Raw genomic sequence first — 12,282 nt, forward strand, 5'->3', positions numbered from 1 at the left:
ATCACTCGGCAACGAGCAGCGGCGTAATCGGTCCGTCCTCGACCTTGGCGGTCTGGGACCGGCCAACCTGGGTCAGCGTCATCGGATCCACCGGAATGATCTCTTCCGTGCCCGCATCGGACCGGGGCGCAGCCTGCGCGGAAGGGGGTTCGTCCTCTCCGCCGTCCATGTCGTTGACCGCCGAGGTCTGCCGGCTCTCGGACGGAGCATCTGCCCCAGGTCCCGAACCATCCGTCGAGGTTCCGGTCACACCGGTCCAGTCGACCAGCCGGGACATCGATTCGGTCAGGACGGACCGCAGGCGGGTGATCCGTGTCTTGTCCGGCTCGAATGGCGGCGACTCGTGACGAAGATAGGACCGCTGGGCGAGCAGCAAGGTCACGGTGTGAATGCCGCGATCCGGCCGGCCGAAATTCTTCGTGATGTAACCGCCAAGGGTCTGCTCGTCGACACTGACGCTGTAGCCCTGCTCGCCCTTGAAGGAACCGACGAGAAGATTGCGCAGATCCGGGTCGCAGGATGTGCCGCCATTGGTGCCGACGCTGACCAGCGGCAGCCCCTTGTCGGTCACACCCTTGATGTGGGACCTCATGGACTGGCAGTCGACGATGATGACCTTGCGATGCGAGCGCAGCAGCCTGTCGATCTGCCGGCGCAGAGCCTTGTGGAACGGCGCGTGGAACAGCAGGGACCGTTGTTCGACTTCCGTCGGCCCGGGCTCCTCGCCTTCCTGGTAGATGCGCTTGCCGTCGAGGGTCGTCACCGGGCAAAGCGCCTTCGCCGGATCCCCGGCGTCGGAAACAGGTGTTTCGGGATCCCTGTCCAGGTCGATGACATAGCGGGAAATCGACGAGCGCAGCACGGTCGCGTCCAGATCTTCGTGAAAGTCGAACACCCGCTCCAGGCGCCAGGCCAGGTCCGCCTGCAGCCGTCCCGTCGCGTTCAGGCGCTTTTCGACAGCATTCGGGATCTCCGTGCCGCTGTGCGGCAGGCAGAGAATGAGTGGACTTTGACCTTCTTCGACGAGGATCATGCTGCAACGCCTAATGGAAGAAACCGAACGGTATCCAGCTTGGAGAATTTACTTTACGGAAACAAGACATTTTCTTTGCAGGATTGAGACAGGAACGGCCCCGCTGTTCGCAAGACAAAAACAAAAATCATTGATTCCGGCAACTTACGGCACGTTAACGTCTTGCCCTCTCCCTTGGCAATTGCTCCGGCGAAACCATGTGACGAAATCACCACAATTTTGCACCTGCACAATGCGGGTGGAAACCGGCCGGCGCCGCCGGCGGGTCAATCTCCGGCTTGACGGACGCTGTCTGCCGGGCCAGTTTTTGTGTCCCTTCCGGCGTTGCCGCAAGCCGCCCCCGCCGCATCTGCCCCGCGATTCACACGAGGACCCGCCATGACGCTTCGCAATGGCAAGGAATTTCTGATGATCCCCGGCCCCACCAACGTGCCGGAGGAAGTTCTTCGCGCCATGCACCGGCCCGCCATCGACATCTACGAAGGTCCGCTGGTGGAGACGACGGTCTATTGCCTCGCCCGTCTGAAGCAGCTCTTCAAGACGGAGGGCAAGACCTATATCTACGCCGCCAACGGCCACGGCGCCTGGGACGCGGCCCTTTGCAACACGCTGAAACGCCGCGACAGGATCCTGGTGCTGGAATCCGGCCGGTTCGCGCTCGGCTGGGGCGAGGCCGCCGAAGTCATGGGTCTTGAGATGGAGGTCCTGCCGGGCGCCTATGACCGCGCCGTCGACCCGGCACGGCTCGAGGCCCGCTTGAAGGAAGACACTGGCCACGAAATCGCGGCCATCCTGGTCGTGCAGATCGACACGGCCTCCGGCGTCTGGAACGACATCGCCGCGCTGCGCAAGGCCATCGACGCCGCCGGGCACCCGGCCCTCTTAATGGTCGACACCATCGCCTCGCTCGGCTGCGTGCCGTTCGAAATGGACGCCTGGGGCGTCGACGTGGCGCTGACCGGATCCCAGAAGGGCCTGATGTGCCCGCCGGGGCTTTCCTTTGTCGCCGCCGGCCCGAAGGCCGACAAGGCCCATGAAACCGCCAACCTCAAGACCCACTACACCGACTGGACCTTCCGCCAAGGCGCGATCCACTACCAGAAATATTGCGGCACGCCGCCCGAGCATCTCCTGTTCGGCTTCCGCAGGGCGCTGGAGCTTTTGCAGGAAGAGGGCCTTGAACGGGTCTGGCACCGGCATGCCCTGCTCGGCGAAGCCACGCGGCGAGCGGTCACCGTCTGGGCCGAGGGCGGCGCGCTCGACTTCAACATTTCCGATCCTCATGCCCGTTCCAACAGCGTCACGGTGGTGCGGTTCAAGGGCGACGAGGCGGAGGCCTTGCGTGCCTTCACCAAGGAGACCTGCGGCGTCACCATCGGCGGCACGATCGGCGAGATCTCCGGCAAGGGCATCCGCATCGCCCATATGGGACATGTCAACGCGGTCATGCTGCTCGGCACCCTGTCGGCCATCGAGCTGGGCCTGCAAAAGCTGGGCATTCCGCATGGGCGTGGCGGCGTGCAGGCGGCGATGGACTACCTGGCGGGGGTGGTGTGAGGGGGGCGCAGCATTCCGCATCAGACCGTCAGGTCCCGGAAGGTCACCGGACGGGAAAACCGGCTGGTTCCGGCCTTAGCGACCGGCCGGGGGCGTGGTCTTCAGCCTGTCGCACAGGTCTTCGAGCTGCCCTCGCTCCCATCTGGAATGCACCCGCTTTGTGGACGCCGGGTTGTTCTGCAATCCCAGCTTGAGGCTCTCCCTGTAGGATGCCCGTGGCCTGATGGGACGGGGTGCAAAATTTCCGCCGCATGTCGGACAGACATCGTGAAGGACAGTCTCCACGCACTCGGCGCAGTAGGTGCATTCGTAGGTGCAAATGCGCGCCTCGAGCGAGTCATGCGGCAGGTCGCGGTCGCAGAGTTCGCAATTCGGTCTGAGTTCAAGCATCCAATTCTCCCTTGGCAGGCAACGGTTCCAACCGTGCGGTCTTGTCGAGGACAAGTGTGCCAATCGCGAGGACGACAAGGCCGATCGACAGGACTGCGAGGAACGCCCATCCCAGACCTGAAATGACGAGACCCGCTGCAAACGCGCAAATCGTCGAGACAAGGGCAATCATCGTGTCATTGACCCCCTGAACGGCGGCTTTTTCCGCCTCTGTCACGGCGCTGGCCAACATGGACGTGCCCCCGATGAAACCGAAATTCCAGCCAAGTCCCAGCAGGATCAGGGCGCCGTAGAAGTGGGCCGACGAAAGCCCTGCCGCTGCCGCCAGACCAGACGCAATGAGCGTCGCCAGTCCAGTGACCGCGATGGTCTGCGCACCGAAGCGCTGGATCAGGAAACCCGTGAAAAAGCTCGGCGCGAACATGGCCACGATATGCCAGCGGATGACGTCACTGGCGTGGTCCTCGCCGAATCCGTTTCCGATCATGGCCAGGGGTGTCGGGATCATCAGGAAGATCATGACGCCCTGGGAAACCGCCGCGATCGCAACGGCGCGGCGAATGGGCCTGCGGCGCAGGGCAGCCAGGGACGCAAACCGGCCGGCGCCTTCCTGAACATGCGTGCGCGCCGGTACCGGCAGCCTCACGGCCGCAAGCGGAACAATGCCGACGCAGGCTATGACCGCAAGGGAGGCATAGGCCCCGGCCAGCGGAACGGGCGCCAGGGCGTCCCTGGCGACAATGAACAATTGCGGGCCGCCTATTGCCGCGATCAGGCCCGAGGTCAGCATCAGGGAAATTGCCACGGGTTGCCATCTAGGGTTGACGGCCTCTCCCGCGGCGAACCGGAAATACTGAAACGATACGAGCCCGGCCCCCAGTGCGAAATGCGCCGCGCACAGCAGCGCGAAACTTTGCGCAAACATGGCATAGGTCGCCGCAAGTGCGCCCGTACCCGCCGCCAGACCTCCGACGACAAAACCCAGCCGGCGGCCGACACGGCCCATGAGCAGGGAAAAGGGCGCGGCGGCAAACAGTCCTGCCAGTGTCTGGACCGACGCGGGCAGTGTCGCCAAGGCGGGATCGGGCGCCAGCATGAGACCCGACAGCCCGCCCAGGATCAGCAGCATGGGCATCGCCGCCCCCAGGATCGTGTTGGACAAAAGCAGGCTCAGGAAATTCCTGTTCGCACCAGACAAAACACGTTTCATCGGCCGGTCTTCTCTTCGTTCGCGGGTTGACTCCTGGCGTTATAGACGGGATGACAGGTGTCCTGAATGACAATCTGGTATCAAAAATGGACAGCCTACGCTCGTCCCGGAAAATCGATGTCCTGCTGTTTGACGGCGTCAACCTGCTCGACGTCGCCGGGCCGGTTCAGGCGTTTGAAGCGGCGAACCTTGCCGGCCGCGCCCGATACCAAACCCGCTTTGTGTCGCTCGACGGCAAACCCGTTCACGCCTGTTGCGGTTTGAAGCTGACCCCGGACGCGAGGCTTGCGCCTGAGGCCCGCGGATATGATCTCCTGATCCCGGGCGGCAAAGGGGTCGATGATCTGCTTGGCAAGCCCGGGTGCCTCAAAACCATCCGGCGGCGCGCTGGTGGAGACGGGAGAACCCTCTCCGTATGTTCCGGTGCGCTGGTCCTCGCGGCGGCGGGTGTTCTGGACGGACACCGGGCGACGACCCACTGGTCGCGGCTGGAGGACACGCGCAAATACCCTTCGGTCCTGTGGGACCTCGACCGGATCAGCATTTCGCAGGGCAACGTCCACACGTCGGCCGGCGTCACGACCGGCATCGACCTGGCGCTCGCCATCATCCAGGCCGATTGCGGACCGGCTGCCGCGCTGGCCGTGGCCCGGGAACTGATCGTGCAGCTCAGGCGCACCGGCGGGCAGAGCCAGTATGCCTTTCACCTGGCCGGTCAGTTCACCGGCGAAGACGCCTTGGCAAGTCTGATCGAGCGGATCGTGACCGAGCCGCATCTGGACTGGTCACTGGAGACCATGGCCGACACGGCAGGGATGAACCCGCGCACGCTTTCCCGGCGCTTCAAGCGCGATGTCCATGACAGCCCGGCGCAATTCGTCGAGAAAATCCGGGTCGAACACGCGCGAAGCCTCCTGCAGGACGACCTGCCTCTCAAGAGTGTTGCCGTGAAAAGCGGCTTCGGCGACCTGCAGCGGATGCGGCGCGCCTTTCAACGGCATTTCGGCGTGCAACTCAGCGAATACCGGACCATGTTCGCATGACCGCAGGCGTTGTGAGGCAGCGTCGAGACTGAGCCGGAAAGGGAACAGCCTGGCTTAAGAGGCGACGGTGAGCGGTAGTGAGCGTCTGTAGGCTGTTACCACGGAAGTGCGTGGGAAGGCGCTAAACAAGTCATGATTTTTGCACTGATCCATGATGAACGGCGGGCAATGTGCCCACCGTCATCGCGATCATCAATCAGTGCAGCGTACCCATGGCCTTGTCCGCCTTCTGGCGGGATTTCTTGATCTTCCGTTGCCGGGCCGCTTCCGCCTTGCGGGCCTTCCGGTTCAGCTTCAATTCACTTGAGGGGGAGTTGTTCTTAAAACCAATCGGATTGTTCCGGGGCATGTCGTCGAACTGCTGAACGGAGAGCGGCTGAACCGGCCCGCTATCCATAGTCACAGGCGCAGGCATTTGCGGATGGACGCTCTCCCACTCCGAGGCCCTGTAAATATCCTCAAGCGTTGTCTGTGATCGTCTCAGCACAAAGTCTTCCGTATTTGGCAGCGTGTCAGAAAGTGTCCACGCAAACACCGTTGTCAGACCTGTTTTCCTGAAACGCACATAGCCTTCAAGCTCGCCGGACTCGACAAGCTCGATGCCGCAGCCTTCCATATATTCGCGCATGGAAAAGTGTTTGCCGTTTGGCATCATCCAGCGCGTACCCAGACGCAATTGCCTCTTTTCGCGGACTCGCTCCATGCCATTTTTGTCTTCATACAGCATGAACGCCCAGAACGGCTTGTCGTCTTCAGAGCCAACCTCGCAGCCGGTGGATGCTCTGATGAGTGAGCCATCCGCATGCTGGACAACACCATCATCCCGCAGAATGTCGATAAGAGGGACAAACTTGCCCTCGTATGTGCCGCCAGCGCAGTAATAGACGTGTGCCGGGGTAACGAACGTACCGTGGAAATCCAGGATGATTTTGGCTTCGTTCTCGAAGGTCTGCTTAACCCGTCCAGGTTTTAGATTGCCGTCCTGGTCGAATGACAGCACCCAATCGTTCGCAGTCACTTCTTCAATTGGTTTCTGCCAGACCTTCGCCCGGACTTCTTCCTCGTTATACAGGCCGTCTGCCGCCGGCTTCAAACCCGCCTCAACTGGCCACATGTCAACCATTGTGCCTGCGAGGAAACATCTATCGAGATTTAAGCGCAGTGTTTTATTTCTAGAAAAAGTAGTAAGAGTGTATGTTCCATTTATCATCTTACCATGCAGGCCTACAAATTCAATATCAAACGGGGCACCTTTCCCAATGAATAGTCTTCCTACTGCTCTTGGAATTTCCAAGAAGGGGTTCATAGTATTTGCGGAAAAATCGAACTGTTCATTAAATGGTCTAATCTCACCAACTATGTTGTATTTGTTATTTCCAAGTACCGTAACTGTTCCTTTAAAGCCTGCAGAGGTGCTCCCCCAAACAAATGCTTCTTCTGAATGCAATCCATGACTTTGATAGTAAGAATGGGATTTTACAGCTTTTTCTGCTCCTAGCTGGCTACGTAGGGCACTATTAGTTTCAAAGACTACAGTAGTCCCGACGGGTACATTTTTTGTAGCGTCTCGGATAGATGTCGCGAAACTACCCATAGAAAAAACACTGCCTCCGCCACTATTCATGTGAGCGCTTCTATCTACATAGATAGTATTTCCGCTACCACCATTCCAATGACTAGCAGCTTCTTTAGAGGTAAATATTGTTTATGGATTTGCCTTGGTCCCATTACCGGCCATTCAAATTTTCCTCGAGATCGAAAGAGATGACCCTTGCCGTAGAGCTCATTGTTACTTCCAGTATAATATTTTTTTCAACTGTATTTAGAATGCACTTCCCACCTTTTACTATTCCCATTTTCAAGTACTGCTGGTCTGGCTTCTCAATAAAACAGTCAGAATAACGAAACCCATCCAAATCTAATTCACTCATTTTCTTAAAATAGAAAGAGGTTGCCGCTTTCATGAAATCATCATCAGTGGGGGAATAAACTAAAGAAAAAATAACCCAAGAAGATATAAAACCAAAAAATATCGAAATAACGACATAAATAAAAATACGCATATTCAGAAATTCGCGATTCGATCACATCTTGAAGTAGCCTGTGATCATTGCACCAGAATTACACCTTAACAAGCAAGTATCCAAAAAAATGGGACCTGTGCAACACCGACCCTGCCACTAGTTGGTTCGGATAAGTTTCATCCCCCCCTAAAGCACTTCCTCCAGCCGGTCACAGATCGTCTTCAGCACCTTGATGCGGGCGTGGCGCTTGTTTTCCGATGAGACCAGGGTCCAGGGGGCGTAGTGGGTCGAGGTGCGGTCGATCATGTCGCCGGCGGCAATCGCGTACTGGTCCCATTTGAGGCGGTTGCGCCAGTCCTCGTCGGTGATCTTGTGCTGCTTGTAGGCAATCTCCTCGCGCGCCTTGAACCGGCGGAGCTGTTCCTCCTCGGAGATCGCCAGCCAGAATTTCTGGACGATATAGCCGAAATCGGTCAGTTCCTGCTCGAATTCGTTGATCTCGTTATAGGCGCGCAGCCAGTCGTCGTGACCGGCAAAGCCCTCGACCCGTTCCACCAGCACGCGTTCGTACCAGGAGCGGTCGAAGATGGCGAAATGGCCCTTTCGCGGCACCCGACGCCAGAAACGCCACAGGTAGGGCCGGGCCTTTTCCTCGTCTGACGGCGCGGAAATCGGGTGGACCTTGTAGATGCGCGGGTCGAGCGGGCGGATCACCCGGCGGATCGCGCCACCCTTGCCGGCGGCGTCGTTGCCCTGGAACACCAGCACGACACCGGTCTTCGACAGGGCCTTGCGGTCGGAGAGTTCGGAAAGCTGCTTCTGATACTTGTCGCGCAGCGCGTGATAATCTTCCTTTTCCAGCGTTTCGGTCAGGTCGATCGTGTCGACCGCCGTCTCGCGTTTCAGGCCGCCGACAACGGGCGGGGCAGCGACCGAGTGCGGTTCGCCGTCCTCCAGCTTGAGCTTCATGGCCCCGGCCACCGTCTGGGCAAGGGCGGAATCCCGGTATTCCGGGTCCTGGGAGGGGATCACGAACCAGGGCGCGTGGCCCTTGCTGGTTTCCAGGATGATCTTCTCACCGGCCTCGCTGGCCTTCTTGTGGTGTTTCAGCGCCGCCCAGTCCGCCAGCACATGACGGGCGGCGTTCTTTTTCTGGATGGTCTCCAGCCGCTCTTCCTGCACCTTCTTGGGCAGGTAGAACCAGAATTTCAGGATCAGCACGTCCTCGTTGGCGAGCATTTCCTCGAAGCGCCGGATCCGTATCAGCGCCTTGTCGAAGGCATCCTCGTCGATCTTCTTGTAGATCCAGTCGCGCAAGATCGACTGGTACCAGCTGCCGAAGACAATGGCCGTGTCGCCCTTTGCCGGCAGGTCGCGCCAGTAGCGCCACAGCGGCGGACGCAGGCGGGCCTCGTCCATCGGTTCGCCATAGGCATTGCAGACCAGGTGACGCGCATCCATCCAGCCATAGAGCCGGGCCACCGCCTCGCCCTTGCCGGCACCGTCCAGTCCGTCGACCAGGATCAGGGTCGAAAACGGCTGCTTCTCGACCATCGGCAACTGCGCTTCCAGCAAGGCTTCCCGCAATTGCGGCTCGAGCTTCTTGAAGGCCTTCTTGGTCATTTTCTGCGGCAGACGGGCGGATTCAAACACGAAGACCTCCTCAAAAAAAGACGCGCGGATTTCATCTTGAAACAGCCCGGTTAAAAAAGCCATCTCCGCAGACACGGCCCGCAATGACACGAGAAACCGATTTTTCGCTGTTGGATGGAAGAGTGCGCCCTTATATGAAGCGGTAACCGAATCCCCGGCCGGCCATGCCGGCCGCATATCGGCCCTTGATTAGCGCCTTTTTGAAACGACCAGACCGACGTCCGTGACCGAATATATTGATCCCGTTCTGACCTTCATCGCGGACAACCCCGGCCTGGCAGGCCTGATCTGCTTTCTTGCCGCGATGGGCGAGGCGCTGTTCATCATCGGCCTGTTCGTTCCGACCACGGTTGTTCTGGTGGGCGCGGGCACGCTGGTCGGGCTCGGCAAGCTGGATCCGGTGCCGCTGTTCATCTGGACGACGCTCGGCGCGACCGCGGGCGACGCCATTTCCTACTGGATCGGCTACACGTTCAAGGACAGGATCCGGACGATGTGGCCGCTCAACAAATACGCCCACATGGTGGAAAGCGGCGAGAAGTTCTTCAAGCAGCATGGCGGCAAGAGCGTCTTCATCGGCCGGTTCGTCCCGGGTGTGAAGTCCGTCGTTCCGGGCATCGCCGGCATGGCCGGCATGAACTTCAGCCGCTTTTCCGTCGTCAACGTCACCTCGGCCTTTGCCTGGACCGTCGTCCACATCGCACCGGGCATCATCGCCGGGTCCGCGCTCGGCGCCATCGGCGAGATCAGCGGCCGCCTGGCGCTGGTCCTGGGCGCACTCCTGTTCGTGATCTTCCTGATCGTCATGCTGGGCCGCTGGCTGATCCTGATCGTCCTGCCGCTGTTCCCGAACGCGCATGCGGCCATCGTCAAGGGCTTCGCCAAACGCCCGGACCGGGTGTCGCAATGGATCGCGCGCAACTTCGATCCGGCCCATCCGCGCTCGGCCGGCATGCTGGCCTCCACCCTGCTGCTGCTGATCACCGTGCCGGCCTTTTTCTGGATCGTCGGCGAGGTCGCGCCCGGCGAGCCGATGGTCAGGGCGGATCTTGCGATCCTCAATCTGTTCGACAGCCTGCGCACGCCGGCCGGCGACAGGATCATGGTGTTCATGACCTCGCTGGGCGACGGTGTCGTGGTCGCGGCCGTCACCTTTGCGGTTGCCCTTTACCTGTTCGCGCGCAAGGCCTGGCGGCGCGGCACCGGGTTCATCATCGCCATGGCCGGCACGGCCCTGTTCGTGCCGCTGTTCAAGCTGCTGCTGCATCGCTCGCGGCCGATAGAGCTTTACGCCGGCGCGGACGCTTACTCCTTTCCGAGCGGCCACGCGACGCTGACCGCGGTGCTGTTCGGCATCTGCGCGGTGCTGGTCGCCCATGACCTCAACCGCTGGGCCAAGGCGAGCATCTTCACGGTCACCGCCGCTTTCGTCATCACGATCGGCTTTTCCCGTATCTATCTTGGCGCCCACTGGATGTCGGACGTGCTGGCCGGGCTGCTGTTCGGCACGGCCATGGTCTCCGCCTTCGCCTTCGTGTTCGGACCGATCCACAACGAGAAGATCGGACGGGCAACGGTCGCCGGGATCGTCGCGCTGACGCTCGCCGTATTCGGCGGCTGGCATCTCGAGCGCACCTATGACACGGCCTTGCGAACCTATGAACCCAGGTCGAACAAGGAAGTGCTGACGGCAATTGGCTGGCGGGAGGCCGGCTGGCGGTCCCTGCCGGCACGCCGGATCGAACTCAACGGCGACCGGGAGGAGCCGCTGGTGATCCAGTATTCCGGGTCGCTCGACCGGTTCGCCAAGTCAGCCGAACAGGCGGGCTGGAGGCAACCGCCGAAATGGTCGCTGTCGACGGCAGGCGGCTTTGTCGAAGGCAAGACCCCGCCCGATTCCCTGCCCATCCTGCCGCGCAGCCAGAACGGCCGCCAGCCGGACCTGGTGCTGATCCGCCGGGACACGGACGAGGCCGGCGGCCGCTGGGTGCTCAGGCTGTGGCCCAGCCGCTACGAGCTACTCGACACCGGAAAACTGCACCCGCTTTACCTTGGCAGTGTCGTGCACGAGGACATCCTGAGGCCGATGGGCGAGTTCTCCGGCCCGCGCACCAACCTTCACGTCCCCGATCCCGCGGACAACCCGGCGCTGCTGCTGCCGGGCGCGGTGACCCGCAAGCGCGAAGACGGCACCGAGGTGGTGCTGGGCTCCGACTACGGCCGCCTTGCGCCGCTTGCTCCCAATGCAAGGCAGCCTGAAAAGCCAGCGGCCAACCAGCGGGGTCGCTAGCACCCCCGTGCCCGGGCGCCGCAGGCGAAGCCGGCTGGTCACCGGCAAATATGCGCCGCAATTTTCACCCAGCTTCCAGCTTGTTGTTTTTTTTCGGCGTGTCATGCTGCTGAATACAAGGTGCCTCTTGATATTCTCTCCTTATTTTCATATATTCGAATATATCGTAATTAAGAGCGTACCATGACCGAATTCACACCTCTTCTCAGCTTCCTTGGCGGGACGCTGATCGGCCTTGCCACCGTAGCCCTCATGGCCGTCCACGGCCGTGTTGCCGGCATCAACGGCATTGCCAGCGGCTTCCTGACCACCACTCTCAACCAGGACTGGGCCTGGCGCGCCGCCTTTCTGGCCGGCATGATCGCCAGTCCGCTGATCCTGCTCGGGGTGACCGGCCAGCTGCCTGAAATCACCGTTCCGTCCTCGCCGCTGCTTCTGGTGGTTGGCGGTTTCCTCACCGGGATCGGCACCACCTATGGCTCCGGCTGCACCAGCGGCCACGGTGTCTGCGGCATTTCACGCCTGTCGGCGCGATCCATCACCGCGACCGCGACCTTCATGGCGACCGCCGTCGCGACGGTCTTCCTCACACGCCACGTCTTCGGAGGCTAAGACCATGAAACTTCTTTCAGCTTTCACGTTCGGCCTCCTGTTCGGCTGCGGCATCCTCATCTCCGGCATGGGCAATCCGGCCAAGGTGCTGAACTTCTTCGATATTGCCGGTACATGGGACCCGAGCCTCGCTTTCGTGATGGGTGGTGCCCTGCTTGTCACGGCCATCGGATACCGACTTGTGTTCCGGATGCGCGCACCGCTGCTCGCCGAGGTCTTCAGCCTGCCGACACGGACGGATCTCGACCTGAAACTGATCGGCGGCTCGGCGGTTTTCGGTATAGGCTGGGGCCTTAGCGGCTTCTGTCCGGGCGGGCTCATTCCCGTGCTCGGACTTGGAGCCGATCCCCTGATCACTGCACTCGCCATCGCGGCCGGTATCCTCACCGCGCGCTGGATGATCACCCTGGGCAACCGTACCCAACCGGCCAAGGCCTGAACAGGCCCGGCCGGCACCACTAGGGAGACAA

11 protein-coding genes are annotated in these 12,282 nt (G+C 60.8%); 5 read left to right on the plus strand and 6 right to left on the minus strand.

Features of this window, described 5'->3' with window-relative positions:
- Position 1: 1 nt before the first annotated feature.
- Positions 2–1,033, minus strand: coding sequence for an N-formylglutamate amidohydrolase (locus O6760_RS06015; RefSeq protein WP_269584581.1), 1,032 nt, complete (start codon positions 1,031–1,033; stop codon positions 2–4).
- A gap of 378 nt (positions 1,034–1,411) precedes the next feature.
- On the opposite strand from O6760_RS06015, the gene O6760_RS06020 reads away from it, so the two are divergent.
- Entirely contained in the window at positions 1,412–2,590 is a 1,179-nt protein-coding gene (locus tag O6760_RS06020; RefSeq protein ID WP_269584582.1) for a pyridoxal-phosphate-dependent aminotransferase family protein, read from the plus strand.
- Positions 2,591–2,665: 75 nt separating this feature from the next.
- Here O6760_RS06020 and O6760_RS06025 read toward each other — a convergent pair whose 3' ends face one another.
- Together O6760_RS06025 and O6760_RS06030 are read right to left on the minus strand one after the other, a co-directional pair.
- Positions 2,666–2,980, minus strand: a complete 315-nt coding sequence (locus O6760_RS06025) for a DUF1272 domain-containing protein (protein WP_269584583.1) — start codon at positions 2,978–2,980, stop codon at positions 2,666–2,668.
- On the minus strand, positions 2,973–4,190 hold the full coding sequence (locus O6760_RS06030; protein WP_269584584.1) for an MFS transporter: 1,218 nt from the start codon (positions 4,188–4,190) through the stop codon (positions 2,973–2,975). The genes O6760_RS06025 and O6760_RS06030 overlap by 8 nt, the downstream gene beginning before the upstream one ends.
- Before the next feature lie 86 nt (positions 4,191–4,276).
- On the opposite strand from O6760_RS06030, the gene O6760_RS06035 reads away from it, so the two are divergent.
- Positions 4,277–5,233 carry a GlxA family transcriptional regulator gene (locus O6760_RS06035; protein WP_269584585.1) on the plus strand — a complete coding sequence of 319 codons (957 nt, stop codon included), beginning with the start codon at positions 4,277–4,279 and terminating at the stop codon, positions 5,231–5,233.
- Between the two features lie 196 nt (positions 5,234–5,429).
- Here the strand turns inward: O6760_RS06035 and O6760_RS06040 are convergent, their stop codons facing one another.
- The 3 genes from O6760_RS06040 to pap all read right to left on the minus strand — a co-directional run bounded on the left by O6760_RS06040 (position 5,430) and on the right by pap (position 8,910).
- The gene (locus tag O6760_RS06040) at positions 5,430–6,857 is read right to left on the minus strand and encodes a hypothetical protein (protein ID WP_269584586.1); all 1,428 of its coding nucleotides are present in this window, start codon (positions 6,855–6,857) and stop codon (positions 5,430–5,432) included.
- A 103-nt stretch (positions 6,858–6,960) separates the two neighbouring features.
- On the minus strand, positions 6,961–7,197 hold the full coding sequence (locus tag O6760_RS06045; protein WP_269584587.1) for a hypothetical protein: 237 nt from the start codon (positions 7,195–7,197) through the stop codon (positions 6,961–6,963).
- Positions 7,198–7,443: 246 nt separating this feature from the next.
- The gene (gene pap / locus O6760_RS06050) at positions 7,444–8,910 is read right to left on the minus strand and encodes a polyphosphate:AMP phosphotransferase (protein ID WP_269584588.1); all 1,467 of its coding nucleotides are present in this window, start codon (positions 8,908–8,910) and stop codon (positions 7,444–7,446) included.
- 223 nt (positions 8,911–9,133) lie between these two features.
- Between pap and O6760_RS06055 the strand changes: the two genes are divergently transcribed.
- The 3 genes from O6760_RS06055 to O6760_RS06065 all read left to right on the plus strand — a co-directional run bounded on the left by O6760_RS06055 (position 9,134) and on the right by O6760_RS06065 (position 12,251).
- Positions 9,134–11,200, plus strand: a complete 2,067-nt coding sequence (locus O6760_RS06055) for a bifunctional DedA family/phosphatase PAP2 family protein (RefSeq protein WP_269584589.1) — start codon at positions 9,134–9,136, stop codon at positions 11,198–11,200.
- Positions 11,201–11,383: 183 nt separating this feature from the next.
- Entirely contained in the window at positions 11,384–11,812 is a 429-nt protein-coding gene (locus tag O6760_RS06060; RefSeq protein ID WP_269584590.1) for a YeeE/YedE family protein, read from the plus strand.
- Between the two features lie 4 nt (positions 11,813–11,816).
- Positions 11,817–12,251 carry a DUF6691 family protein gene (locus tag O6760_RS06065; RefSeq protein ID WP_269584591.1) on the plus strand — a complete coding sequence of 145 codons (435 nt, stop codon included), beginning with the start codon at positions 11,817–11,819 and terminating at the stop codon, positions 12,249–12,251.
- Positions 12,252–12,282: the final 31 nt, after the last annotated feature.

The organism is Roseibium sp. Sym1 (assembly GCF_027359675.1).
Lineage (GTDB): Bacteria > Pseudomonadota > Alphaproteobacteria > Rhizobiales > Stappiaceae > Roseibium.

What these genes read in the sequence shown, in the direction of transcription:
- O6760_RS06015 (WP_269584581.1), bottom strand. Translation starts at nt 1,033, where the DNA reads ATGATCCTCGTCGAAGAAGGTCAAAGTCCACTCATTCTCTGCCTGCCG.
- O6760_RS06020 (WP_269584582.1), top strand. Translation starts at nt 1,412, where the DNA reads ATGACGCTTCGCAATGGCAAGGAATTTCTGATGATCCCCGGCCCCACC.
- O6760_RS06025 (WP_269584583.1), bottom strand. Translation starts at nt 2,980, where the DNA reads ATGCTTGAACTCAGACCGAATTGCGAACTCTGCGACCGCGACCTGCCG.
- O6760_RS06030 (WP_269584584.1), bottom strand. Translation starts at nt 4,190, where the DNA reads ATGAAACGTGTTTTGTCTGGTGCGAACAGGAATTTCCTGAGCCTGCTT.
- O6760_RS06035 (WP_269584585.1), top strand. Translation starts at nt 4,277, where the DNA reads ATGGACAGCCTACGCTCGTCCCGGAAAATCGATGTCCTGCTGTTTGAC.
- O6760_RS06040 (WP_269584586.1), bottom strand. Translation starts at nt 6,857, where the DNA reads ATGAATAGTGGCGGAGGCAGTGTTTTTTCTATGGGTAGTTTCGCGACA.
- O6760_RS06045 (WP_269584587.1), bottom strand. Translation starts at nt 7,197, where the DNA reads ATGAAAGCGGCAACCTCTTTCTATTTTAAGAAAATGAGTGAATTAGAT.
- O6760_RS06060 (WP_269584590.1), top strand. Translation starts at nt 11,384, where the DNA reads ATGACCGAATTCACACCTCTTCTCAGCTTCCTTGGCGGGACGCTGATC.
- O6760_RS06065 (WP_269584591.1), top strand. Translation starts at nt 11,817, where the DNA reads ATGAAACTTCTTTCAGCTTTCACGTTCGGCCTCCTGTTCGGCTGCGGC.